At 50.1% G+C, this 25,361-nt stretch carries 24 protein-coding genes; 21 read left to right on the top strand and 3 right to left on the bottom strand.

What is annotated here, in order from left to right:
* Nucleotides 1–128: 128 nt before the first annotated feature.
* The 3 genes from pyrG to PMPD1_RS17925 all read left to right on the top strand — a co-directional run bounded on the left by pyrG (nt 129) and on the right by PMPD1_RS17925 (nt 5,231).
* Entirely contained in the window at nt 129–1,766 is a 1,638-nt protein-coding gene (pyrG, locus tag PMPD1_RS17935; protein ID WP_173635315.1) for a glutamine hydrolyzing CTP synthase, read from the top strand.
* A gap of 75 nt (nt 1,767–1,841) precedes the next feature.
* Nucleotides 1,842–3,137, top strand: a complete 1,296-nt coding sequence (gene eno / locus PMPD1_RS17930) for a phosphopyruvate hydratase (RefSeq protein ID WP_173635314.1) — start codon at nt 1,842–1,844, stop codon at nt 3,135–3,137.
* A gap of 207 nt (nt 3,138–3,344) precedes the next feature.
* Nucleotides 3,345–5,231 (top strand): acyltransferase family protein, encoded by a 1,887-nt coding sequence (locus PMPD1_RS17925; RefSeq protein ID WP_173635313.1) that lies wholly within the window; start codon nt 3,345–3,347, stop codon nt 5,229–5,231.
* Between the two features lie 43 nt (nt 5,232–5,274).
* Here PMPD1_RS17925 and PMPD1_RS17920 read toward each other — a convergent pair whose 3' ends face one another.
* Nucleotides 5,275–6,153 (bottom strand): MBL fold metallo-hydrolase, encoded by an 879-nt coding sequence (locus tag PMPD1_RS17920; RefSeq protein ID WP_173635312.1) that lies wholly within the window; start codon nt 6,151–6,153, stop codon nt 5,275–5,277.
* 104 nt (nt 6,154–6,257) lie between these two features.
* Between PMPD1_RS17920 and PMPD1_RS17915 the strand changes: the two genes are divergently transcribed.
* Together PMPD1_RS17915 and queE are read left to right on the top strand one after the other, a co-directional pair.
* The gene (locus PMPD1_RS17915) at nt 6,258–7,163 is read left to right on the top strand and encodes a LysR family transcriptional regulator (RefSeq protein WP_173635311.1); all 906 of its coding nucleotides are present in this window, start codon (nt 6,258–6,260) and stop codon (nt 7,161–7,163) included.
* Nucleotides 7,164–7,261: 98 nt separating this feature from the next.
* On the top strand, nt 7,262–7,933 hold the full coding sequence (gene queE, locus PMPD1_RS17910) for a 7-carboxy-7-deazaguanine synthase QueE (RefSeq protein ID WP_173635310.1): 672 nt from the start codon (nt 7,262–7,264) through the stop codon (nt 7,931–7,933).
* Between the two features lie 15 nt (nt 7,934–7,948).
* Here queE and PMPD1_RS17905 read toward each other — a convergent pair whose 3' ends face one another.
* Nucleotides 7,949–9,340, bottom strand: a complete 1,392-nt coding sequence (locus PMPD1_RS17905; RefSeq protein ID WP_173635309.1) for a GntR family transcriptional regulator — start codon at nt 9,338–9,340, stop codon at nt 7,949–7,951.
* 326 nt (nt 9,341–9,666) lie between these two features.
* Between PMPD1_RS17905 and PMPD1_RS17900 the strand changes: the two genes are divergently transcribed.
* The 14 genes from PMPD1_RS17900 to PMPD1_RS17835 all read left to right on the top strand — a co-directional run bounded on the left by PMPD1_RS17900 (nt 9,667) and on the right by PMPD1_RS17835 (nt 21,142).
* Nucleotides 9,667–9,912: a Flp family type IVb pilin gene (locus PMPD1_RS17900; RefSeq protein ID WP_354292682.1), complete on the top strand. Its 246-nt coding sequence runs from the start codon at nt 9,667–9,669 to the stop codon at nt 9,910–9,912.
* 26 nt (nt 9,913–9,938) lie between these two features.
* The gene (locus tag PMPD1_RS17895; RefSeq protein ID WP_173635308.1) at nt 9,939–10,382 is read left to right on the top strand and encodes an A24 family peptidase; all 444 of its coding nucleotides are present in this window, start codon (nt 9,939–9,941) and stop codon (nt 10,380–10,382) included.
* On the top strand, nt 10,379–11,143 hold the full coding sequence (locus tag PMPD1_RS17890) for a hypothetical protein (RefSeq protein WP_173635307.1): 765 nt from the start codon (nt 10,379–10,381) through the stop codon (nt 11,141–11,143). Before PMPD1_RS17895 ends, PMPD1_RS17890 begins: the two co-directional genes overlap by 4 nt.
* Nucleotides 11,140–12,477 (top strand): type II and III secretion system protein family protein, encoded by a 1,338-nt coding sequence (locus tag PMPD1_RS17885; RefSeq protein WP_173635306.1) that lies wholly within the window; start codon nt 11,140–11,142, stop codon nt 12,475–12,477. Before PMPD1_RS17890 ends, PMPD1_RS17885 begins: the two co-directional genes overlap by 4 nt.
* 12 nt (nt 12,478–12,489) lie before the next feature.
* A complete protein-coding gene (locus PMPD1_RS17880; RefSeq protein ID WP_173635305.1) occupies nt 12,490–12,930 on the top strand; it encodes a hypothetical protein in 441 nt (146 codons plus the stop codon).
* A gap of 104 nt (nt 12,931–13,034) precedes the next feature.
* Nucleotides 13,035–14,078, top strand: coding sequence for a CpaE/TadZ family protein (locus PMPD1_RS17875; RefSeq protein WP_173635304.1), 1,044 nt, complete (start codon nt 13,035–13,037; stop codon nt 14,076–14,078).
* A gap of 2 nt (nt 14,079–14,080) precedes the next feature.
* Complete coding sequence (locus PMPD1_RS17870; RefSeq protein WP_354292680.1) at nt 14,081–15,355, top strand: TadA family conjugal transfer-associated ATPase; 1,275 nt, start codon at nt 14,081–14,083, stop codon at nt 15,353–15,355.
* A 5-nt stretch (nt 15,356–15,360) separates the two neighbouring features.
* Nucleotides 15,361–16,290: a type II secretion system F family protein gene (locus PMPD1_RS17865; RefSeq protein WP_173635303.1), complete on the top strand. Its 930-nt coding sequence runs from the start codon at nt 15,361–15,363 to the stop codon at nt 16,288–16,290.
* A gap of 2 nt (nt 16,291–16,292) precedes the next feature.
* The gene (locus PMPD1_RS17860) at nt 16,293–17,135 is read left to right on the top strand and encodes a type II secretion system F family protein (RefSeq protein ID WP_173635302.1); all 843 of its coding nucleotides are present in this window, start codon (nt 16,293–16,295) and stop codon (nt 17,133–17,135) included.
* Nucleotides 17,135–17,902: a tetratricopeptide repeat protein gene (locus PMPD1_RS17855; RefSeq protein WP_173635301.1), complete on the top strand. Its 768-nt coding sequence runs from the start codon at nt 17,135–17,137 to the stop codon at nt 17,900–17,902. Before PMPD1_RS17860 ends, PMPD1_RS17855 begins: the two co-directional genes overlap by 1 nt.
* A 36-nt stretch (nt 17,903–17,938) precedes the next feature.
* The gene (locus PMPD1_RS17850; protein WP_173635300.1) at nt 17,939–18,469 is read left to right on the top strand and encodes a TadE/TadG family type IV pilus assembly protein; all 531 of its coding nucleotides are present in this window, start codon (nt 17,939–17,941) and stop codon (nt 18,467–18,469) included.
* The gene (gene tadF, locus PMPD1_RS17845; RefSeq protein ID WP_173635299.1) at nt 18,447–19,040 is read left to right on the top strand and encodes a tight adherence pilus pseudopilin TadF; all 594 of its coding nucleotides are present in this window, start codon (nt 18,447–18,449) and stop codon (nt 19,038–19,040) included. Before PMPD1_RS17850 ends, tadF begins: the two co-directional genes overlap by 23 nt.
* Before the next feature lie 18 nt (nt 19,041–19,058).
* Nucleotides 19,059–19,445, top strand: a complete 387-nt coding sequence (locus PMPD1_RS17840) for a hypothetical protein (protein WP_173635298.1) — start codon at nt 19,059–19,061, stop codon at nt 19,443–19,445.
* Between the two features lie 47 nt (nt 19,446–19,492).
* A complete protein-coding gene (locus PMPD1_RS17835; RefSeq protein ID WP_173635297.1) occupies nt 19,493–21,142 on the top strand; it encodes a TadE/TadG family type IV pilus assembly protein in 1,650 nt (549 codons plus the stop codon).
* Between the two features lie 32 nt (nt 21,143–21,174).
* Here PMPD1_RS17835 and queD read toward each other — a convergent pair whose 3' ends face one another.
* The gene (gene queD / locus PMPD1_RS17830) at nt 21,175–21,534 is read right to left on the bottom strand and encodes a 6-carboxytetrahydropterin synthase QueD (protein ID WP_173635296.1); all 360 of its coding nucleotides are present in this window, start codon (nt 21,532–21,534) and stop codon (nt 21,175–21,177) included.
* Between the two features lie 303 nt (nt 21,535–21,837).
* Between queD and cysJ the strand changes: the two genes are divergently transcribed.
* Both cysJ and cysI read left to right on the top strand, forming a co-directional pair.
* Entirely contained in the window at nt 21,838–23,643 is a 1,806-nt protein-coding gene (cysJ, locus tag PMPD1_RS17825; RefSeq protein WP_173635295.1) for an NADPH-dependent assimilatory sulfite reductase flavoprotein subunit, read from the top strand.
* Nucleotides 23,643–25,355 (top strand): assimilatory sulfite reductase (NADPH) hemoprotein subunit, encoded by a 1,713-nt coding sequence (cysI, locus tag PMPD1_RS17820; protein ID WP_173635294.1) that lies wholly within the window; start codon nt 23,643–23,645, stop codon nt 25,353–25,355. Before cysJ ends, cysI begins: the two co-directional genes overlap by 1 nt.
* Nucleotides 25,356–25,361: the final 6 nt, after the last annotated feature.

The following is a 25,361-nucleotide window of genomic DNA, read 5'->3' as shown; positions in this document are numbered from 1 at the left end:
GTTGATGCCCATAATGTGGCGACGGGCAGACAAGTGAATGATCAATTGTGGCTGATTGGGGAATCCGGTATACTGTTTTCCCGTCTTGGTTATTCCATCGTCTTTAAACCTAAACTCTCAGGTTCAGCATGACAACGAACTATATTTTTGTGACCGGCGGGGTCGTATCCTCTCTGGGTAAAGGCATTGCCGCAGCCTCCCTCGCAGCCATTCTCGAAGCACGTGGTCTAAACGTGACCATTATGAAGCTGGACCCGTATATCAACGTTGATCCGGGCACCATGAGCCCGACGCAACACGGTGAAGTTTTTGTCACTGATGATGGCGCAGAAACCGATCTTGATTTGGGCCACTACGAGCGCTTCATTCGCACCAAAATGTCCCGTCGCAATAACTTCACCACTGGCCGTATCTATTCAGAAGTGCTGCGCAAAGAACGCCGTGGCGACTATCTGGGCGCGACCATTCAGGTGATTCCGCACATTACTAACGCTATCAAAGAGCGCATCATCGAAGGTGGCGAAGGCCACGATGTGGTGTTGGTCGAAATCGGCGGCACGGTGGGTGACATTGAATCACTGCCGTTCCTCGAAGCGATTCGCCAGATGGCGGTCGACGTTGGCCGTGAACACACCATGTATATGCACCTGACGTTGGTGCCCTATATGGCGGCGGCGGGCGAAGTGAAAACTAAACCGACGCAGCACTCAGTGAAAGAGTTACTGTCAATTGGTATTCAGCCTGACGTGCTGATTTGCCGCTCTGACCGTGCGGTTCCGGCTAATGAACGTGCGAAAATCGCCCTGTTCTGTAACGTGCCGGAAAAAGCGGTTATTTCCCTAAAAGATGTTGATTCTATCTATAAAATCCCTGGCCTGTTGAAATCTCAGGGGTTGGACGATTATATTTGTAAACGATTCAGCCTGAATGTGCCGGAAGCGAACCTCGCGGAATGGGAACAGGTCATCTATGAAGAGGCCAATCCGGGCGGTGAAGTCACCATTGGCATGGTGGGCAAGTATGTTGAGCTGCCAGATGCCTATAAATCAGTGATTGAAGCGCTGAAACACGGCGGCCTGAAAAATCGCGTGACGGTGAACATCAAGCTTATCGATTCGCAAGATGTTGAAACGCGCGGCGTTGAAGTGCTGAAAGAGTTAGATGCGATCCTGATCCCGGGTGGTTTTGGTTATCGCGGCGTAGAAGGGAAAGTGATGACCGCGCAATACGCGCGTGAGAACAACATTCCTTATCTCGGCATTTGTCTGGGTATGCAGGTTGCGCTGATGGATTTCGCGCGTCACGTTGCCCATATGCCGGACGCCAATTCGACGGAATTTGTGCCAGACTGTAAGTACCCGGTGGTGGCGTTAATCACCGAATGGCGTGATGAAAATGGCAATGTGGAGCAGCGCAGCGAGCATAGCGACTTGGGCGGCACCATGCGTCTCGGCAGCCAGCAGTGCCAGTTGGCGGATGGTAGCCTGGCGCGCCAACTGTACGGCGCTGAGACCATTGTGGAACGTCATCGCCACCGTTATGAAGTGAACAATATGCTGTTGAAGCAGATTGAAGCCGCCGGTCTGCGGGTAGCAGGCCGCTCCGGTGATGACCAACTGGTGGAGATTATTGAGCTTCCTAACCACCCATGGTTTGTCGCGTGTCAGTTCCATCCGGAATTTACCTCGACGCCGCGTGATGGTCATCCGCTGTTTGCCGGTTTTGTTAAAGCGGCTAATGAGTATCAAAAGCGTCAGGCGAAGTAACGTTTTCATAATGGCGCCCGAACTTTTCGGGCGTTGTTTGTCTTAAGTTTCGTAACTTGTACTGAGGAAAACCTAATGTCCAAAATCGTTAAAGTCATCGGTCGCGAAATCATCGACTCCCGCGGAAATCCGACCGTTGAAGCTGAAGTACACCTGGAAGGCGGCTTTGTTGGTTTGGCAGCCGCGCCGTCAGGTGCTTCAACCGGTTCACGCGAAGCGCTGGAACTGCGTGATGGCGACAAATCTCGCTTCATGGGTAAAGGCGTAACTAAAGCGGTTGCTGCGGTTAACGGCCCGATCGCTGACGCGGTAAAAGGTAAAGATGCGAAAGATCAGGCGAACATCGATAAGATCATGATCGACCTGGACGGTACTGAGAACAAATCTAAATTCGGCGCTAACGCTATTCTGGCGGTTTCTCTGGCGGCGGCAAAAGCGGCCGCGGCGGCTAAAGGCATGCCGCTGTATGAGCACATTGCTGAACTGAACGGTACGCCGGGTAAATTCTCTATGCCGTTGCCGATGATGAACATCATCAATGGTGGTGAGCACGCGGATAACAACGTTGATATTCAAGAGTTTATGATTCAGCCAGTTGGCGCAAAAACGCTGAAAGAAGCGGTACGTATCGGTTCTGAAGTGTTCCACAACCTGGCGAAAGTGCTGAAGTCTAAAGGCATGAACACCGCGGTTGGCGACGAAGGCGGCTACGCGCCTAACCTTGGCTCTAACGCTGAAGCGCTGGCGGTTATCGCTGAAGCGGTAAAAGCTGCAGGCTACGAGCTGGGCAAAGACGTTACTCTGGCGATGGACTGTGCGGCCTCTGAGTTCTACAAAGACGGCAAATACGTGCTGGCTGGCGAAGGTAACAAAGCCTTTACCTCTGAAGAGTTCACTCACTTCCTGGAAGATCTGACCAAGCAATATCCGATCGTTTCTATCGAAGATGGTTTGGATGAGTCTGACTGGGCTGGTTTCGCGTATCAGACTAAAGTGCTGGGCGACAAAATCCAGTTGGTGGGCGACGATCTGTTCGTAACCAACACCAAAATCCTGAAAGAAGGGATTGAGAAAGGCATTGCGAACTCCATTCTGATCAAGTTCAACCAGATCGGTTCTCTGACTGAAACGCTGGCTGCCATCAAAATGGCGAAAGATGCAGGTTACACGGCGGTTATTTCTCACCGTTCCGGTGAAACCGAAGACGCTACCATTGCCGATCTGGCTGTGGGTACTGCAGCGGGCCAGATCAAAACCGGTTCTATGAGCCGTTCCGATCGCGTTGCTAAATACAACCAGTTGATTCGTATCGAAGAAGCGCTGGGTGCTAAAGCGCCGTTTAACGGTCTGAAAGAAGTAAAAGGTCAGTAATTCTGGCTTTTTAACCGCGGAATCTGGTGCTTCCGTCGGCTATTTTGATGAAACCCCGTGAATTTACGGGGTTTTTTTTTGCTGGTTAGAATGCGCCCACCATCCTGGTACCCTCAGTAATCTCCGAATTATGCCCACAGAGGGTTACCTTTTCGCTAATGTATGTAAACCTTATGTAATGTTTTGTATTTGTTACGTGAGGTAAAAATGAAATACCGTGCTGACATAGATGGTCTGCGCGCGCTGGCGGTGTTACCGGTGATTGCTTACCATATGGGCCTGCAAGCGCTACCGGGTGGGTTTACCGGCGTTGATATTTTTTTCGTGATTTCGGGTTACCTCATCTGCGGTATCATTTATCAAAATGCCAGCCGTGATTCATTCTCTTACCTTGAGTTTTATAAGCGGCGTTGCCTGCGTATTCTGCCGCCACTGTTTGTGGTGCTGTTTGCCACGTTGTTATTTGGTTATCACCATCTTTTACCGTCCCAATTTACCGAGCTTAGTAACAGCGCGCTGGCCGCTACGCTGTTTTCTTCCAATCTCTATTTCTGGCAGCAAACCGGTTATTTCGCCGGGCCCGCTGAGCTAAAACCGCTGCTACACACGTGGTCGTTGGCGGTAGAAGAGCAGTTCTATATTGTGTTCCCGGTAGTTCTCTTGCTGGCGATGCGTTGGTTTCGCCACCGCCTTACCCACGTAATGCTGCTGATTATTGCCGGATCGTTTCTATTGAGTATTGTCGGGGTATTAAAGCGACCTGACTTTACCTTCTACCTGTTACCCACTCGTGCCTGGGAGCTGGCGCTGGGCGGCATTATCTCGGTCTCCGGGCTGGAAAGCAGTATGGTAAGAGTGAGGCAAGGCGCCAAACATGCCCTCAGTCTGGTGGGGCTGGCGCTAATTGTGTTCGGTTTTGTGTGGCTCAATACCGATAAACCGTTTCCCTCCTGGAATGCATTATGGCCTTGCGTAGGCAGCTTCCTGATTATTCTTGCCGGGCGTGAAGCGCTGGTGAACCGCCTGTTAGCGTTAAAGCCGGTAGTCTATATCGGCATGATCTCTTATTGTCTGTATCTCTGGCACTGGCCGATTATCGTCTATAGCAAAATGTTCTTTAATTTTGGCGACGGTACGCGCGACTTGGCGATTATTGCCGCGACCTTTGGGCTGGCGGTTGCTTCACGTTATCTGATTGAGATTCCGTTCCGCTACAAGCTTTCTGCCTTGCGCCCTGGCGGCATTGTCAGCGCATCGGCGGGGGGCGTAGTGGCGTTGGCGCTAGGGACGCTCTATATCGGCCATTTTAACAATAATGCCGGGCAATTCTCCCACGAAGCATTAACCGTGGCGCAGTTTTCCCAGTATCACGGCACCGACGAGTACCACTATCAATTTCGCAATGGCGTTTGCTTCTTTGACGGCAATAATGAGGCGAAAGGCAGTTATCAACGCGATCGCTGCCTGAAAATGTCCGGTAAGGCGAAAAACTACCTGTTAATTGGCGACAGCCACGGCGCGCATTTATGGCGGGCGTTGAGTAATAAAGCCGGTAAAGAGATCAACCTAATGCAAGCGACGGCGGCGGGATGCAAGCCGGTTATGCGTCAATCGGTGCATAATAAATGCAGTGAGTTAATGGATTACGTTTATCAATCATGGTTGCCCGCGCATCGGGTGGATGGCGTGATTATTTCCGCACGTTGGTTACATAACGATTTCGCCGCCTTACATGCTTCGATACAGGCGTTAAAAGGCGTTACACAGAACATTATTGTCATGGGGCCAACCATTGAGTATGCCGAAGCATTACCGGATTTGCTGGCTTACCAGCAGGATGGGCGTAAGGATCTGGTGGCGAAATCGATCAATAAAGAGATTAAGCAGACCGATGTTGCATTGCGCCAGGCGATGAGGCGTGAGCAAGTCGAATACATTTCGGTGTACCAAATTGTTTGCCCGCACGATGTCTGTCATCCACTGGCAAGTAATGGGCAACCCAGCGCTTTCGACTATGGTCACTTTACCTTAAGCGGCGCCAACGATGTGGCGCAAGCCGCTCTGCAACAAATCCATCATGATGGGTTAATGTAGCGCCAGCGTGATAACGCCCCCGCCGGGGCGTTAATAATGGCGGCTAGGGCCAGGACATCTCTCCTTTCAACACCTTTGCGCTTAACGCCAGGCTCGACTCATCCTTCAGATCGGGATAGCGGGTTTTGATGGTGTTAATCAACGCGGCGGCGTTGGCGCTGCCGGGTAAAGCGCGCTCCACGTTCCGGATATAATCGCGCGTAAAGTTCACCGAGCGAATGCTTTCATCCGCGCCCGGTAGAAAATGGCCGGGGATAACGCGTGCCGGTTTCAGCGCCCGAATGGCGTCAAGCGTTTGTAACCACGCCGCCCGCGCCTGTTTGGTCTGCGCATCGGCTAGCCAGACATGCATATTATCGCCAGTAACCACCACTCCGCCCATTACCGTTTTAAGCGACGGCACCCAGAGCCAGCTATGTGCGGCATTGGGCCCTGTTAAGCCTTTCACCTCAACGCGCATGCCATCAACGGTAAAGTGGTTGCCCTTTAACGGCTCAGGAATAACCACGGCGGTGGGCGCATTCTCTTTTAGCTGCGGCCCCCAGTAACTCAGCTTAATTTGCTGCGTCTTTTTGATTTGTTCAACGGTTTGCGGCGTGGCGAGAATTTTCGCTTGGGGGAACGCCGCTTTGATGGTTTCAAGCCCGAAATAAAAATCCGGGTCGGACTGGCTAATAAACACCGTGGTCAGCTTTTTCCCGCTGGTTTTAATGCGTTTAACCAACTCTTGCGCGTCGTTACGCTGGAATTGTGCGTCAATCAGCGCCACTTCATGCGGCCCGGAGACAATTTCCGAACTCACCGGAAACAGGCTATCCGCGCCAGGGTTATAGACATCGACAGTCAGCGTCTCGGCAGCGAATAAGGCGGAAGAACCACTAGCGGCCAGCAGACCTAATGCGAGTAAAGGGAGCAGTCTCATCTTCTTTTTCCGGTAACAAAATACGATATGTATACTAATTTGAACAGATGCAAAGAAAAACACGATAATCTGCAACAGATTGTTGAATGAATCGGACATATAGAATGGATAGGCTGATCGCCAGTAAAGTCTTTGTCACCATTGTTGAGCGTAAAAGCCTGTCAGCGGCGGCGGAAGCGTTGATGATGTCACGCGGCATGGTGACGCGCTATTTGGCGCAAATGGAAGAGTGGGCCGGGGCGCGATTATTGCACCGGACCACTCGTCGCCTAAGCCTGACGGCGCCAGGCGAACGTGCGTTGGCACGCTGCCGGGATTTGTTGGCGCTGGCGGAGGAGATAGAACAAGACCAGTTGCATCATAGCCAAGAGCTTACCGGGGTGTTACGTGTCTCTTGTTCATTTTCGCTTGCCTGGAGTGCTATCTCGGTCGCGCTAACTGAATTCCAACAACGCCATCCCGGCGTACAGATCGATATGCAGATTAGCAACCAGCGTATTAATCTGGTTGAAGAGCGCATCGATCTGGCGCTCCGTATTGCCAGCGAACTGGAACCCAACCTGATCGCGCGCCCGCTGGGCGTTTGTCGCTCAGTATTATGCGCTTCGCCAGCGTGGGTGGCGCAACATGGGCAACCGCTGTCGCCGGATGATTTACGCCACCATAATTGCCTGACCTATTCCAACTTTGGTAAAAGCTTGTGGCATTTTACCCGTGACGAGTGGCAAACCGCTGTCGCGGTCAGCGGGAATCTCAGCGCTAACGACTCCTTCTTTTTGCTTAGCGCGACATTGACCGGCGCGGGAATCAGTATGCAGCCACTCCATTCGGCGGCGGAATGGCTGGCGCGCGGGGAACTGGTACCGATTTTGCCAGAGTACCAACTAGACAATATGGGAATCTATGGCATTTATAGCTCACGGCGCCAGCTATTACCGGCGTTGCGCGCGTTGATTGACTTTCTTGCCGACTGGTTCGCCAACTCGCCACAGTGGCAAGCGTTATGCTGAGCCATAACCGCTTTGTGCGGTTTTTTACCGCTAAATTTGGCGCAATTGTCGCTATCTGCCATAATCTGCGCCCTGTTTTTCCCCACGGTGAATGAATAATGCAGTACCCGATTAATGAAATGTTCCAGACATTGCAGGGCGAAGGTTTTTATACCGGCGTCCCGGCAATCTTTATCCGTCTACAGGGATGCCCGGTCGGTTGTAGCTGGTGCGATACTAAACATACCTGGGATAAGCTGGCTAATCGGGAAACGCGGCTTTCTGAGATCCTGGTTAAAACCGTGGAGAGTGACGCCTGGGGCGCCGCCGATGCGCTCATGCTGATCGAAACTATCCGTCAGCATGGCTGGACCGCGCGCCATGTGGTGATCACCGGCGGCGAACCGGCGATTCATGACTTAACCCCGCTGACCCTCGCGTTAGAACAACAAGGTTTCAGTTGCCAGATAGAAACCAGCGGTACCCATGAAGTGCGCTGTAGCGCGCAGACGTGGGTGACGGTCTCGCCGAAGGTCAATATGCGTGGTGGCTATGATGTGTTGCAGCAGGCGCTGACCCGCGCCGATGAAATTAAGCATCCGGTTGCACGCCAGCGCGATGTTGATGCGCTAGATGCCTTACTGGCAACCTTGAGCGACGATAAATCGCGCATTATCGCCCTGCAGCCGATTAGCCAGAAACAGGAGGCGACGCGGTTGTGTATTGAAACCTGCATTGCGCGTAACTGGCGTTTATCGATGCAGACCCATAAATACCTGAATATTGCCTGAGGCGTCGGCGCCGGGTCAGCGCGGTGCCAGCCCGGCGTTAATTTTTATAATCTCATTGATGCTTAACGCGCCGATCGGATAAACGTAACGCGGCGGCGTGTCGATGGGTGAAGGATTACGGCAAAACAGCGCCAGCGGATAGACAACTTCGGCGACCGCAGCAGGCAGAGGGCCGGAACTGAGCGTAAAACTGAAAAAAGCCGCATGCGGCGACCCGCGATACTCAAGCTGCGGATCATATTGCCGTAGCCCTTCCACCGCCAGCCAAAATTTACGGCGCCGCACCTTCAGCATTTTCTCCCAACACCGTATCAAATAATGGGAACCCAGAAAGACCGCCGCTAACTGATGGTTAATCATTGCTGTTGGCCCGCCATTCAGCGCGTTTAACTGCCGTAACGGCTGAATAAGGTCAGGCGGCGCGACCAGTAAACTCAGATCGATACTGTTACCGATTAACTCACCGAGCGGATGGAGATAGAAAAGAGGGTGGGCTGGATAAACAGGCTGTAGCGGTGGTGTAACCACCTGCCCGTTCTGCGGCATACAACAGGCGTCATCTTCAATAATCAGGGCATGCTGTTGCTCGCTCCATTGCCGCAACCGTACACGATTCGCGTGGCTGATGGCGATGCCGGAGGGGAAATTGTACGACGGCGCCGTGTAGATAAAATCCACCGGACGGTCAGGAAAAGCCGCGACGTCCAGGCCATTGTCACCGATGCTGACATTAATAATCTCATACCCCAGCGAGGTGAAAAGGTGCACCACATGTGGAGAGCAGGGGTCTTCCAAAATAATACTTGGGTTGGCATTACGCGTTTTACCATAGTGCGCAATTAAGCTGAGTGCCTGTTGTTGGGAGGCCATGACGACCATACTGTCAGTCTGGCAGCTAATACCGCGAGTGAGTTTCGCGTAACGGGCAAGCTGCTTTTTTAAATCATGCTGAAGGGCTGCGCCACTCTCCGGCCGCGCATTACTTTCGATATGCGCATAAAAGTGGTTGATGGTTTTACGAATAAAATGTGCTGAAAGCGTAGCAGTGTCATGGCTCTGTAGTCGGTTAGCAACGGCAAAACGGCGGCATAGCGCGCCTAATTCGTCCTCGGCAAAAAGCGCGTTATCACGGCATTTTGTGCCCCCCACACTACCTGAATCCTGGCGTATCACGCCTTCCTTAACCACATAACCACTTCTCTCTTTACCCTCGATATATCCCAGGCTTTCCAGATCTTTGTAGGCGACTACCACCGTACCGCGAGAGATGCCGTCGCGTTCACTGACCGTTCGTATTGAGGGAAGACGATCGCCAGGCTGTAGCGCGCCGCTGGATATTAGGTCAATCACCTGTTCAATAAGATGATGCCGGAGGCTGCCTCTTATTGGCGGTGTGATAATGGACATAACCCCTCCCGGATAAATAAACAGAACGCAATATTTAATTAGCGATTTTTATAGCGACTAATATTAACGTGGAGCTTTAAACTAATCCTGTAATGATTTTATTTAATTCTCCCTGATGTGCTTTATTAATTATAGGGGAAATAAATGGGTAAGGCGTAATGATATTTTTATGACTTTTCTTTTCTGTCAGAAAAATTATCTCTTTCTGTCACTTTATTCCTGAGCAGGATTAACCTATATTGCGAATCAACCCTTTGGGGGAGTGTTGATTTGCATCGTGGCACGTAAGAATAAATTTCATCTTAATTGTAAGGCGAGAGTAATAAATGAAAAACGTTATATTATTAACTTCGGTTAAATTAACTAATAACATGGTGACGTTACGAAATAAAGCGGCAGAGTTTGTAAAGCGGCAAGATGGCGTAACGGCGATTGAATATGCAGTAATTGCCGTGGCGATTAGCGGTATGTTGATGGTGGTGTTTGGTAGCGAAGATGGCAGTTTCATTAAATCGATTACCGATAAGTTCTCGGTATTGACGGATAATATCAACAATACCGTTAACCAGTAATGATTAGCGTGTGGCGGAGACGTTGAATGCCATTGATCGTGGGTTTGCTATGTGTGCTGTTAGGGTTTGTCTGTTATACCGATATTCGTTACAGGATCATAGGAAATAAAACGGTACTGGCGGTCGGGGTACTCGCTGCAGCGCTTGGATATACAACATTAGGGAATATTACCGTTGTACCTGCGTTATACATCCTTGTGATTGGCTTTTTACTTAGTGTGTTTAATATTATGGGGGCCGGCGACAGTAAACTGTTAGCGGCGTTATCGCTTTCATTAAGTCGTGACGGCACCCTTTTTTTTCTCTTTATCACTTCTCTGGCAGGTTTACCGATAGCGTTAATTATTTTATGCGTCCGCCTGGCGGCATTGGGTAAATCACAATCGACCAGGAAAAAAAGTGTCCCGTATGGCGTAGCGATCGGCCTTGGCTATTTAGCCACCGTCGTTTTATTAAGGGTATCAGTATGAACCAACGGCTGCTGGTTATTATTGCCGTGATGCTATTAGCAGTAGGTGGGGCAGGGTTACTCCTCACTGGAGGTGAAGAAACACCGAAATTTTCCACGGTAGAGCGTTATACCGCACAGAAAACGATTAAAACCGGCGAACGGCTAACCGCGGAAAGTTTCAGTAAGCAAACGCATCAGGTGGAAGGGCAAGAAAGTGTGGTTAGTGAACCGATGCCGGCTGACTTAAGCCACTATCAGGCCGTTCGCGATCTTGAAGCGGGTACCCTGGTTACGCGTCAGGATATTCAACAGATACCCAAAGAGACGGTCTCTGTGCAAAAAGATTTTTTCCTCTACGCGTTTCCGGTTCAGCCAGAGGAGGTTTCTCGGTTAGAGAGTTTGGCGAAAGGGGAAAAGGTCGACGTCTGGTTGCGCTATTTTGTCGCGCAAAAAGAGCCGATGAATAGCCATTATAAACTGGTCAATCGACAGGGGCAGACGGTCGATAAAACGATGGTGAAATACGTCAAGGTATTGAGCGAGCGGCGTTTCTTTTCTCTGGTTAAACCTTTAGAAGGCGTTGGTAAAGTCCTCAATGAGAAAGCGAGGTTGCCGTTCTATAACCTGGAAATTGAAAATGCCGATATGGAGAAAATTCAGGCGGTTAGTCATTTAGGCGAGTGGATGGTGGTGTCGGCAAACTCACCGCTGAAAGTGGGGCAGTCGCGGACATTGGTGCCGGGAATGGTGACCGAACTGAGAGGGAGGGGAGGACGATGAGAACGATAACCGCTGGTGCGATAGCCCTTGCTTTCCTCAGTTTTTTATTGGTTTTGCCCGCGGTTCAGGTGCGTGCGGAAACCATTTATCTGGAAAAAGGCGCCGCGCGTACGCTGAAAATGAATGAAACCATCGACACCGTATTTACCTCTAGCCCGGATGTGGTGGATTACCAGGTCATTGGCGATCGTGAGGTGGTGATTTATGGCCTAACCAATGGTCGCGGCGAGGTTCTGTTGGTGCAGGGCGGCAAAACGCGTAGCGTCACGGTATTGGTTGATCCGTTGATCGGGCGGCTGGCTCAGCAGGTGCAGGATGAGTTTCCCGGTAGCCGCATTGAGCTGAAAAAAGTTGGTGGGAGTTACATTCTTTCCGGGCTGGCGGCAGATGAAGAGAGCCGCGACTCAATACATCAATTGGTTGGCGAAGCCTTAGGATTAGAGCGTGAAGTGATCGCCACCAAACTGAGCGACAATAATAATGATGATATGGTTTCCGTCGGCGAGATCAGCCTGCGCTCGCTGAACTATGTCAGCTTTAAGAATTTACAAAACCGCATGACGTTGCCGATGGCGAACCAAGTCAACGTAAAAATTACGCTGGTGGAGGTGAATAAAACCTACGCCGACAGCCTGGGTATCGACTGGAGTTCGGCCTCGCAAATGGGGGAATTTGTCCTTAACCAGTTTAAGTTTGATGCCAAAAAACTGACTGCCATCATCCAGGCACTGGGGAATGAGTCGGTGGCGCGTATTCTTGCTGAACCCAACATTTCGGTGTTATCGGGTGAAACCGCGAACTTTCTGGTCGGCGGCGAAATGCCGATTGTGACGCGCTCTTTTGACGGCACGGAGGTGTCTTATAAAGAGTTTGGCATCAAAATGTTTGTCGCGGCAAAAGTCGAAAACAGCCAAAAGGTCAGGTTGACCCTGGCGCAAGAGGTGAGTTCGGTAGACGGTGAGGTCTTATCGATTCCGCGATTAAAATCCCGTAAGGCGCGTACCACGATTGAACTTGCCGATGGTGAAAGCTTTGTGCTGGGCGGCTTATTAAACGAAACCGAAAGAGAAGCGTTAGCGAAAATCCCCTTTATTGGCGATGTGCCGATTTTAGGGGCGCTATTTCGCCATACGACCACGCAGCGTGAGCGTACCGAGCTGGTTATGGTGGCGACGGTTAATCTGGTTCGCCCGGTATCGCCGCGTAATATTATGTATCCCTCGGTGAGTAGCAGCAGCTTATTATCACGGTTTTTTAATCTCAATGGCGTGCATAAAGATAAAGCCCGACGTGAAGCCATCGCGTTTATGGAACAGAGCGGCTTTATTTACTGACAGGGAAAAGACATGATGAAAGTAACCTTTTTATTCCTTATGCTGATTTTTTCTGCGCCCGCGTTTTCGGCTTTGGGGCGGGAATATCCGCTGAATAGCCGTAATACGGTTGATCAAGAAATTGTGCTGGCGGAGTTAATTAGCCACTATCAACTGCTCGGTGGGCGGATACGTTTATCCTGGCAGCGCAATGATGTTGATGAACTTGCCACGCAATTTAAAACCCGACTCATCGGGATGGGTGTCGGGGTAAGCGATATTGTTATGGATAAGCTGATGGCGAATAAAGGTGCCAATGCATTAATAACGCTGGCGATTGAGCCTCATCAATTTCCCCGCTTTTGTCATTATCATCAACAAAACTATGCTTTGAACGATAAGGATAAAATCGGCTGCGCAATTGATAATAATCTTTATATGTCTTTAGTAAATAAAGATAAGGCGCTTTTTTAATCTTCAGTTGAGGTCGTTTTGTCATGCTACTTTTTCAACACACTCCCGGAAAAGTCGCCAGGGATACATCTATATCAGTTGTGGTATCCGCACGCAGTGAGGTGATGGAGGCAATTTGCAGCCAACTTGAAATTAGAGGAACCACTACGGTCGAGCGCTATGCGGTCCATCCCAATACCTTTGATGTGGCTACTCTGCAAGGGAATATTAACTATTTTATTTTTGATATTGAAAGTGAGGCGGAGAGCGACCGGTTTTTTAATAAAATTGAGCTGCTCATCTCGCGTAGTACTGTTTGCATCGCCATTGGTAATCATGACTCGTTAGTGTTTGCCAGTAAATGCCACGCTGCCGGTATTCATTATATTTATTATCATCCGGAACAATTTTCCGCCCTCGGAGCTATTTTTGATAATGAAACCGGCATCCTGAAAACCGCGCGCAGCGCAATCAAAATTAGCGTGTTGGGATGTAAGGGCGGCGTCGGTAACTCATCACTGAGTTACCATCTGGCCAGCAACCTGGTGAAGCAACGTAATAGTACGCTGTTACTGGTTCAGGGATTGGGCGGCACGCTAAACCTTGACCTGATTGCGAAAAAAGAGATCGGGAGCGAAGTGACTAAGCTACAGGAAAACCTGTATGCCTTATATGAACAGCGTGAACATCGTTGGGCGTTTTCGCTGCCGTTATATGACGGTTACGATTTCGTGTTATTTGACCATACGCTGTATAACGCCGAAACCAGCGAGCTTGAAAATGCATTACAGCACTCTAATTGTGTGATTTTAGTGTGTAATCATGATTTGGCCGCCATTCGCAATGCGAAGAAATTAATTGATTATCACCAACACGCGCAAGGCAGCCTGAGTCGGGTAAGAAAGATCGTTATTTGTTTTAACCAAAATCAGCCAATGATGAGTGGGGCGATTAATCAGGAAGAGGTCGCCAGCCTGTTGGGGCGCCCGGTGGATATTGTGATTCCTTTCATTAAAGGAAATGGCGATCCGGCGAATCCACTCAGTTTTAGCGGCAAGCATAACGCGATATTACAGCAGTTGACGAATTTAACCCTTGGGCGAAATTCACCGTCTAGCGAAGCAGGGAAAGCGTTTAATTGGTTTGGGTTGACGGCCAGGAAGCAATAACCATGAATCATACTTACGATGAGTTAATGCGCACTATGCGCAACGCGGTATTGCCGCGATTGGATCTGGATGTTATTGAGCGGTTGATGGCTGACAGAATAGCGCTGATAAAAGAAGTTGTCAGTGTGATCCAGCAGATCGGGCTGGAAACCAATCGCTATTTACCGACTGAAGAGACGCAAATGCTGGCTGCCGCTATTGCGGATGAAATTGCCGGCGTGGGGCCTCTACGTGAGTTAATGGAAGACAGCAGTATTAGCGATATTTTGGTGAATGGCCCGGACCGCATCTTTATCGAAACCGGCGGTAAGCTGGTGAAAACCAACCGACGCTTTATTGATAATCATCAACTGACTGAAATTGCGAAACGGCTGGTGAGCCGCGTTGGTCGGCGTATTGATGAGTCGCAGCCGCTGGTTGACGCACGGATGAGCGACGGTAGCCGCCTGAACGTGGTTATCGGGCCGATTGCCCTGGACGGCACGGCGATTTCGATTCGTAAGTTTAGTAAGGTTTCACGCACCTTTCTTGACCTGGTCAACTGGGGAGCGATGGATGAGCGAATGGCGAACTTCCTGAGTATTGCCGCCAGATGTCAGGTCAATATTGTGATTTCCGGTGGTACTGGCGCCGGGAAAACCACCTTGCTTAATGCCCTCTCGCAGCATATCGGCAGCGATGAACGCATCATCACCCTGGAAGATGCGGCGGAATTAAAGCTTCAACAGCCGCATGTGGTGCGGCTGGAAACACGCATGGCGGGCGCAGAACAAAGTGGCCAGGTCACAATGCGGGATTTGATGGTTAATACGTTACGTATGCGTCCTGACCGTATTATTGTCGGCGAGTGCCGCGGCGGTGAAACTTTCGAAATGCTACAGGCGATGAATACCGGCCACGATGGCTCGATGACCACGCTGCATGCCAATACACCCCGCGATGCGCTGGCACGTATCGAAAATATGGTGATGATGGCGGGGTTAAATTTACCGATTGAGGCGATCCGTCGCAATATCAGTTCGGCCGTCAACCTCATTGTGCAGGTTTCGCGTCTGCATGATGGCTCAAGAAAGATCACGCACATTAGCGAAGTGATGGGGCAGGAAGGCGAAACCATCGTATTACAGGATATTTTTACCTTCGAGGTCGATAGCGCGTCTCATGCCGATAAGGTTAGCGGTGCCTTTGCCAGCCCGGGGCTTTCCAGCCGGTCTGCGGTTTATCGCAAAGCGATGGCGCACGGCTGTGAAAAGTATCTCAAAACCCTATTTGGATAATCCTTATGCGTGGTCTATTTATTGTCCTGATTTTGTTCGCCTTCATCTGTTTTTGGGTGCTGATACAACGTCGTTTAATGACCAACCGCGCCACCGGTTTCCGCGGTCGACGTATCCGCTCACTTAAAGTATTAATGGGCCAACATCAAAGCACCGTTGGCGAGACGCTTGGGCAAAAAATAACCTTATTGCTGGTCGGGCGGATCTATGTGATAGCTAGCGTATTTGAACCGGATGATAAAAAACGGTTTCTACGCAATATGCTCATGCCACTGTTAATCAGCGGCATGGTGATAATGGCTAATCAGCTTTATATCGGATTACCCAGACAATGGGTCGCGCCCATAGTGATAATAATGACCTTTTTTCTCTTTTATTCAGTATTAAAGAAACGGAAGCGAAAAAATTTTAATCTCAATTTCAATGAAGCGCTGACCACGATCACTGGCGCTATTTCATCGGGGCGCACGTTTCTGCAGGCAATGACGGATTATGCATTAGTCAGCGAGACAAAACTGGGTAAAGAGTTTGGTACTATCGGACGGCGTTTAAACCTTGGCGATAATCCTGAACAGGTTTTCTACGATTCATGGCGACGTTATCCCTATCGAGAGTATTACTTTTTCATTGTTGCCATCATTCTGAATATACGGAATGGCGGTCGCTTAAAAGAGGTGTTGACGAAACTACAAAAATCGATTTCTACCGGGGTCGCAATGGAAAAGAAAATGTTATCGATGACGTCAGAGATGCGTATGGCGGCTAAAATCACCGGCGCAATACCTTTTGTTTTTTTATTGCTACTGAAGTTTATTAGCCCGGAGAATTTTGACTTTATTCTGCATGAGGAAAGGGGACAGGTCATTTTGTATTACCTGATTGGTAGCGAGTTGATCGGCATGATGATTATTAAGTTTTTGATGAGGGGAATGTAATTATGCTCATAAGAGCACTGATGATTATCCTGTTACTGTCCGGCACTGGCATGGTCTGGTTGATGGTTCATCGCCGACAACGCGTGCGTCGCCTTTCGGCAATGATTACGTTGTTAGCCAAAGATCCCGCAGAAAAACGGTTGCAACAATTAAAAAATAATCACGAGGCCGAGCTGATTCTGGAAAAGAAGAACCGGATGCTCAGTTATTTTCGTAAGTTAGATGCCAGTATCATCTATAAAGTTGGTCTCATGGTGTTGTTATTCTTCTCCGCCCTGGCGGCAAATTACCTGTTCAGACTTGAACTGAGCCAAAACCAGCAAATGATGGCCGGCGCTCTGACCCTGGTGGTCGCCATTATACTGCCGGGTAAATTACGCAGTTGGATGGTAAACCGGCGGGTAAAAAAAATGAGTAGTGAGATTCCGTGGCTGGTGGATCTGTTAGCGATTTGTGTGCAATGCGGTATGAGTCTGGAAGCGGCATTTGTTTTTCTTAGCCAAAAGATGGTGGGCATCAATCCTGATTTTGCCCCTTTTATGGAGCGGCTGGTAAAGCGTAGCGAAGTGAGCGGGTTGGCGGACGGATTACGACGTTTTTATCAGGAACTCCCGTCAATGGAGAACCGGATGCTGTGCGCAACGCTTGCGCAGAGCCTGCAATATGGTTCTTCGGTTTATGATCAACTGATCACCCTGGCACGAGATATTCGCGAGGTACAATTACTGACTCTGGAAGAGAAAGTCGGCAGTTTGGGCGCCAAGATGAGTGTACCGCTGATTTTATTCTTCATGTTCCCCGTGGTCATTGTGGTCGCCGCACCTGGCGTAATGAGGATATTTTAATGATGAAAAGCGGTAATCTACTCTCTTATCTGTTGCTGTTAGTCACGCTATTTTTTAATGCCGGTTGTACGCAACAAAACTATCGCGTTGATGGTGCCACAGGGGTGGACAATCGAAATAGCGCCGAGAAAGAGCGGGTACTGTTAAAGACGCGAAATTATGAGAGTCTTATTACGCTTAATCGCGAGTCCCTACAGAAAAAAGAGGATCCTGAGGTTCGTTTTCGGCTATCGGAATATTATTATCTGGTCGGTAACTTTAACTCGTCGCTGCATTATCTTACGCCGCTGCTAAAAAACAGACCGCCCGTTAAGGTGTATCTTCTGCAAAGTAAAAACTTGGTGGCGCAGAAAAATTATGACTCGGCGCTTAAGTTTGTAAACATGGCGATTGAGCGTGAACCTAATAATGCCGAAGGGTTAAATTTGCGTGGTATTGTGCTGGCAGAAAAGGGTGAGTTAAAAAGCGCGCTAAAAGCGTTTGAGCAGGCGCGTAATGCTTTCTATCCTGAAGAGAAGATATTGAACAATATGGCGTTAGTACACATTGCTGAGCGGCGTTACACGCAGGCGATTCAGCTCTTACTACCGCTCTATTTACGCGGCTATCGTGACAATCATATGACACATAATCTTATTTTTGCGTTGGTAAAAAGTGGTGATTTACGGTACGCGAAGGAGATGATTAAACGCGAAAATCTCACGCATTATCCGGATACGTTAGTTTCATCCCTTTTTGAAATAGAGAGCAATCTGGCATCCATTTAGTGCGTTATTAAGCGGTGTTAATTACAGGGAGCGTTTATGGCAAGGCTATTGTTATTTTTTAAGGCAGGGGTTCGGCAAATATATTGTCGCCAGGGTGTGGTGACCATTGAGTTTTCGTTTGTGGTGGTTATTTTCTTCTTCTTTGTATTTTTTGCCTTTGAAATAGGCCGTTATATGGTTATTTCATCGACCATCGATCTCAGTTTGTCCACCTCGGCGCGTAATAGTGCGTTTAGCGCCAAGCGTGGCGTCGATTATAACGTGATTTTTCAGCAAACGCTTGACCATGAATCCCGCCTATGGGCCGGTTTTATTGATCCCAAAAAACTTAGCGCAAAGGTCAGTTTTTGCGAAGACGTTGCACAAGCGGTGGACGGCGCGTGCGATGCGGACTCAACGCGCAAAAAGCTGGCGTTTTATCAGGTCGATTACGATTACCGCCCCTTGTTATTTATCGATGTTATTCCCGGCACTAAAGCCTTTGCTAGCGCGTTACGCGCTTCGCTGTCACGTCGACTGATTTATATTCAGGAGTATGAACTCAATGAGAAATTTAAGGATGATTGAGCATTACTATCGCAGGGTACGGCGTGTGGCGGCGTGCCGTACCGGCTCGGTAACCATTGAGGCCGCATTGGTTTTTACTGTTCTGATAACTCTGTGTATGGCACTGGTTGAATATGGGTTCTTTCTTGCTTTTAAAGGAAGAACTGAGGCGGTCAGTCATTCATTGGTTTCGGTGATACGCGAGCGCAGCGCACTGTATAACGGTGTTGACCCGCTCAGCCGTATGGACGTGGAACAACTCACTCAACTGGCAAAAACCATGTTGGCCGATAACGCCGCACAGACCTTTTGCCTGACGGTTGAAATGGTCTCTTTTAGCACCGGAGAGCAGAAACAGGTCGAAAATTATTCGCTCTTCTCCGGCGGCATGGCGGGTTGCCAACTCTCGCCGGTTAAACCGCTTGATACTCTGGTCGCGCTATCGCCGTGGACCAGCCGCGCGCGTTGGTTGCCGTTGTACCAGGTTACGCTTAGCGTGCCGGTACCCAAAGGATCGCTTAATCGGCTGCTACAGGGCGCGAGAATATTACCAGAGCGGGTGGTGGTTTCTGCGGTTGCAGTACGTCGTTAATATCAGGAGGATGACGAAATGGCGATCAAACGCTATCTGATAATGTTATTTCTTCTGCTACTCACGGCATACCCGGCAACCGCGCGGAAAAATACATCGAAAAAAAACGTTGAAGCCATCGTGTTTATTGATTCCGCTATCCCGGCGCAAAGCCGCCTGGTGCGTGACATTAGCCGTCAACTCTATTTTAGCCAACAGTTACAGAAAAAGATTACCGTTACTTTTATTGATATTCATCGCGCTGGCGAAATATTTAACGGCCCGGCGCATTACTTACAGGATAACAATGGGGTGTGGACGGAAAAGTATCGCCCGTCAGAAATACCTGCGCTGATCTGCATAAAGAATGGGAAAGCGATGTATAAAAAAATTGAAAAGCCCTGGGAGATAAGGCGATGCCTTTAATAATTAAAAAGATTAAACAACGACTTTTGGCTGAGCATGGCGCGATAATGCCTGCTTTCGCGATTATTATCCCGGCTATTTTAGCCATGATGATGCTGGGTATCGATAGCGCGAATGCGCTGGCGCAGAAAGCGCGCTTAATCAATGCGGTGGGCGAAGCGTCGTTGGCGATTTCTGCCAACGGAAAAAAGGTCATGACGGAAAACGAACGGGAAGAGGCGCAGGCGCTGACCGAGGCCTATATTCGCTACTATCTGCCCTCCATTCTGTCGCGGCCGCAACTAGATATTCATACTGAAGAAATAAAGGAACTGACTAACGGTTTGGAATATATTGACTACCAGTTAGCCGCGACGGTTAAGGTGCCGCTATTGTTTGATGTTGGCGTTATTGCCGGGCTAAGCCGGGAACTGGATATTAGTACCGGCCCGTCTCATGCCAGAAAATACAGTATGAAACCTGCCGATTATGTGTTTGTGATTAACTTCTCAGAAGACCTGCGGGAGGTGCGACCAATAGTCAAAGAAATTAGTGAGTCGGTGCTAATTAATAATGACCAAAATAAAATCGCTATTGTACCCTACGCCAATGGGGTGCCGCTGCGGACTGACCGGCGTAATGAGGCTGGCGGCCAGGAGTTTGATTGTTCAATGCTGGTAGTACCGAAAAAAGAGTACGCGATTAATTATGGATTCTGGGCCGATAAGCAGATTACCGATCAATACAATGGCCTTGATGAGGCAAGCCGGCATAATGCCAGGATGTTTTATATGGATCGTGGACGTTTCTCGTACTACAACAGTTTCGTTAGAAACGGTTTTCCGGGCATGGACTATTTCACGATGGTAAACAGGTGGTGTATTAATAACGGAGACATTACGTTTAATGAATCGCACGGGCGCTGGAAATATACCTGTAAAACCGAAGATAAACCCTGGTCAGATATTTTTTCCGCCGATTCTCAAGCGATTATTCGCGGTGAGTATGACCGCGCGCTGCGGGTTCATGCGCAGCATGAGCGTTATCACTCCCTGTTACATGATGAGGCGATAGATTATGAAGCCACGCTAGAAAAAATGTTTACTGATGAAGCGCTTATCAGCTTTCCCTTACCGTGGACCTTTATTGATCTGCCACCCGGACATGACCTCGGCCACCGTCTTTTTGACAACATGTGTCGTCAAGCTGGCTGGAATTATGACCGACCGCCGAGTCGTAATCCTATTGAGGCTCCGATACTACGTGCCTGGCTGATCGGGTTGACGAACCAACCGGATAGCGTGAATCAACTTCAGCAGATGACAGGAGTAGGAGGAGGGGCGTTTATCGCTATGGGTCTGGTGCGGGCGGTGCCGGAGATGATGAAAGGCGTCAACCGACGTAAGGTTTTTATTATTATATCGGATGGCACTGATTACGGTGGTAACCAGGTAACGGATAATTTGTTACGGCGGCACCAGCTCTGTCAGAAAATCGAGCAAGGGGTACTTGCCCGCCCGCAGACGAAAGCGGAAGAAGTGGCGTTTTATTACATCGCCTACCGAAGTTACTACGATTACTATGGTGTGGAAAGCGCGGCATTTTGGGCTGAACACTGCACCGGGCCGGAGCGCGCCCGAGCAGTGGAGAACCGCGAGGAACTGGTGGAGCTATTAAAAGGGATTATGACTGATGAAGTGGGGCACTTCGCCCGTTAATCGTCTCACCGCGGCAGAGCGCCGCGGAAGCATCAGCCTTTGTACACGCAGCCTGCGGTACAGGTCTCTTTAACCAGCACGGCGCTGAGTTCAGGCAGCAGTGGTTTCATGCGTTGCCAAATCCACTGCGCCAGCACTTCGCTGGTTGGGTTTTCCAGCCCGGGGATCTCATTGAGATAATGGTGGTCAAGCTGATCATACAGCGGCTGGAAGGCCGCTTTCAGTTCAGCGAAATCCATCACCCAGCCGGTGTGTGCATCCACTTCGCCGGTAATTTCCAGCCGAACCATAAAGGAGTGCCCGTGCAGGCGCCCGCACTTATGCCCTGCGGGTACGTGTGGCAGGTAGTGTGCGGCTTCGAACTGGAAATCTTTAAAAAGCGTGGTAGCCATAATTGCGGTCTCAATCTTGCAAAAAACCGGCGAAGTCTACCGGAAAAGCCCTTTTTTCGCACCCGTTTCTCATAAAAACCGCCGTCAAAGAAGCGGTGAGGATGGTTTCAATAGATAACTCATTGATTAAAAACCCAATCACTAACCAGTTAAACCGCTATCCCTTACCCCTAAAAACGCTTAGGCATTTTGGTTATTTATTATTTCTAACCTTTATTTAGTCGTTATTATGCGACTCGGTAACCTACCCTTTCTTCCGTCTGTTTAACGGCCCGGACTACTGATACTGGAATTTTCAACGCAATGACGACTCAGGCTCCCCCAAGTTCTCTGCTTCCGCTTAATCCGGAACAACTCGCGCGCTTACAGGCGGCGACTCAGGATTTCTCCACAACGCAGTTGGCCTGGCTTTCAGGCTACTTTTGGGGGATGCTCAATCAAACGCCGGGCAGCGCCACCGTTAGCGCGCCAGCCCCGGCATCGGTCGCCAGCGTAACTATCCTTTCGGCTTCCCAAACCGGTAATGCGCGTCGCCTGGCGGAACAGTTGCGTGATGACCTGTTGGCGGCAAAGCTGAATGTGAACCTGGTGAATGCAGGTGACTATAAATTTAAGCAAATCGCCCAAGAAAAGCTGTTACTGGTGGTGACGTCGACCCAGGGCGAAGGCGAGCCGCCGGAAGAAGCCGTGGCGCTGCATAAATTTTTACTGTCGAAAAAAGCGCCGAAGCTGAATGACACCGCCTTCGCGGTATTTGGTTTGGGTGATACTTCATACGAATTCTTTAGTCAGGCCGGGAAGGATTTCGACACCAAATTGGCGGAACTCGGCGGCGAGCGTTTACTGGATCGCGTTGATGCCGATGTGGAATACGCTGAAGTGGCGGCGCAGTGGCGTAAGCAGGTAGTCGAGTTACTGAAAAAACGTCTGCCAGCGGAAACGCCGGCGGTGGCGGCGGTGACCGCTGCAGGCAGCGTCGATGAAGTGTTTAGCAGCCCCTGGACCAAAGAGCAGCCGCTCACCGCCAGCCTGGCAGTTAACCAGAAAATTACCGGTCGCAACTCTGATAAAGATGTGCGCCATATTGAGATCGATCTTGGCGACTCCGGTCTACGCTATCAACCGGGCGACGCATTAGGTGTATGGTTCGAGAACGATCCGGCGCTGGTTCAGGAATTGGTTGAATTAGTGTGGCTGAAAGGCGATGAACAGGTTGAGGTTAACGGCGTAACGCTGTCATTGACCGAGGCGCTACAACAGCACTTTGAACTGACGGTGAATACGCCGCAGATTGTCGAAAAGTTTGCTCACTTGTCGCGCAATGAAGCCCTGCTAGCGCTGGTGGCTGATAAGGCGAAACTGCAGCAGTATGCGCAGAGCACGCCGATTGTCGATATGGCGCGTCAGGCCCCGACTGAACTGCATGCGGACCAGTTGGTGGCCTTGTTACGCCCGTTAACGCCGCGCCTCTACTCGATTGCCTCTTCGCAGGCGGAAACCGAAAACGAAGTACATATCACCGTCAGCGCGGTACGGTATGAAATTGATGGCCGACCACGTGCGGGCGGCGCATCAAGCTTCCTCGCCGACCGGTTGGAAGAAGATGGCGAAGTGCGGATCTTTATCGAACATAACGATAATTTCCGTCTGCCTGCTAATCCGGCCACGCCGGTGATCATGATCGGGCCGGGTACCGGTATTGCGCCTTTCCGCGCCTTTATGCAGCAGCGTGAGAATGACGGTGCCGAGGGGCAAAACTGGTTATTTTTCGGCAACCCACACTTTACGGAAGATTTTCTGTATCAGGTCGAATGGCAGAAATATGTTAAACAGGGGTTGTTGACCCATATTGATTTAGCCTGGTCCCGTGACCAGCAGCATAAAATATACGTACAAGATCGAATCCGCGAGAAAGGGGCGGAAGTGTGGCGCTGGATTGAGCAGGGCGCGCACATCTATGTCTGCGGCGACGCCAATCGAATGGCGAAAGATGTTGAGCAGGCATTACTGGACGTGGTGGCCGAATACGGGGGTATGGACTCCGAAACGGCGGACGAATTTTTAAGTGAGCTGCGCATTGAGCGCCGTTATCAGCGAGACGTATATTAATGAGCGATAAACATCCGGGACCGCTGGTGGTTGAAGGGAAATTAGCCGATGCGGAACGCCTGAAAAAAGAGAGTAACTATCTGCGCGGCACCATCGCCGAAGATTTGAATGAAGGCCTAACCGGCGGCTTCAATGGCGACAATTTCCTGTTGATCCGCTTTCATGGCATGTACCAACAAGATGACCGCGATATTCGCGCCGAGCGCGCCGAGCAGAAGTTGGAGCCGCGCCATGCCATGATGTTGCGTTGCCGTCTGCCGGGCGGGATTATTACTCCGAAGCAGTGGCTGGCGATTGATAAATTCGCCGCAGATAACACGCTATATGGCAGCATTCGTTTGACTAACCGTCAAACATTCCAGTTTCACGGCATTTTAAAGAAAAATGTCAAACCGGCGCATCAGATGTTGCACGAAGTGGGGCTGGACGCGTTAGCCACCGCCAATGACGTTAACCGTAACGTGCTCTGTAGCTCTAACCCGGTGGAATCGGAACTGCATCAGGAAGCGTACCAATGGGCGAAGAAAATCTCCGAGCATTTGCTGCCGCAGACGCGCGCCTATGCTGAGATTTGGCTGGATCAGGAAAAGGTTGCCACCACCGATAAAGAGCCAATTCTGGGTGAAACCTATCTGCCGCGTAAGTTTAAAACCACGGTAGTGGTGCCGCCGCATAATGATGTGGATCTGCATGCGAATGACTTAAATTTCGTGGCGATTGCCGAAAAGGGCAAATTAGTCGGTTTTAACCTATTGGTTGGCGGCGGGTTATCTATTGAGCACGGTAATAAAGCGACCTATGCGCGTACGGCCAGCGAGTTTGGTTATTTACCGCTGGATAAAACCTTAGCGGTCGCCGAAGCGGTGGTGACCACGCAGCGCGATTGGGGTAACCGTACCGATCGTAAAAACGCCAAAACCAAATATACCCTTGAGCGCGTCGGCGTAGAAACCTTTAAAGCCGAGGTGGAAAAACGTGCCGGTATTAAATTTGAGCCGATCCGTCCCTATGAGTTTACCACCCGTGGCGATCGTTTCGGCTGGGTGAAAGGGATTGATAAACAGTGGCATTTAACCCTGTTTATCGAAAATGGGCGTCTGTTGGATTACCCGGATCGCGCATTAAAAAGCGGTGTTGCGGCGATCGCGAAGATCCATCAAGGGGATTTCCGGCTGACCGCGAACCAGAACTTGATCGTGGCGGGCGTGCCGGAAAGCCAAAAGGAAAAAATTGAGCAACTCGCACGCCAACATGGCCTGATGGAAAATGTCACCATGCAGCGCGAAAACTCGATGGCGTGCGTCTCGTTTCCAACCTGCCCGTTGGCAATGGCGGAAGCTGAACGCTTCTTACCAGCGTTTGTCACACGGGTGGAGGAAGTGATGTCGCGGCACGGTGTGGGAGAAGAGCACATAGTGTTACGCGTTACCGGTTGTCCGAACGGATGCGGGCGTGCCATGCTGGCGGAGATAGGTTTAGTGGGGAAAGCGCCGGGACGCTATAACCTGCATATTGGCGGTAACCGAATTGGTACCCGGATTCCGCGTATGTATCGCGAAAATATCACTGAAGATGAAATCCTCACCAATCTTGATGAACTCATTGGTCGCTGGGCGAAAGAGCGCGAAGCTGATGAAGGGTTTGGCGATTTCACTATCCGGGCGCAAATTGTTAACCCGGTTCTCGATCCGGCGCGTGATTTTTGGCAATAACGGAGG

Origin of the sequence: Paramixta manurensis (assembly GCF_013285385.1) — a bacterium.
Taxonomy (GTDB): Bacteria; Pseudomonadota; Gammaproteobacteria; order Enterobacterales; family Enterobacteriaceae; genus Paramixta; species Paramixta manurensis.
This window is presented reverse-complemented; position numbering and strand designations above follow the sequence as displayed.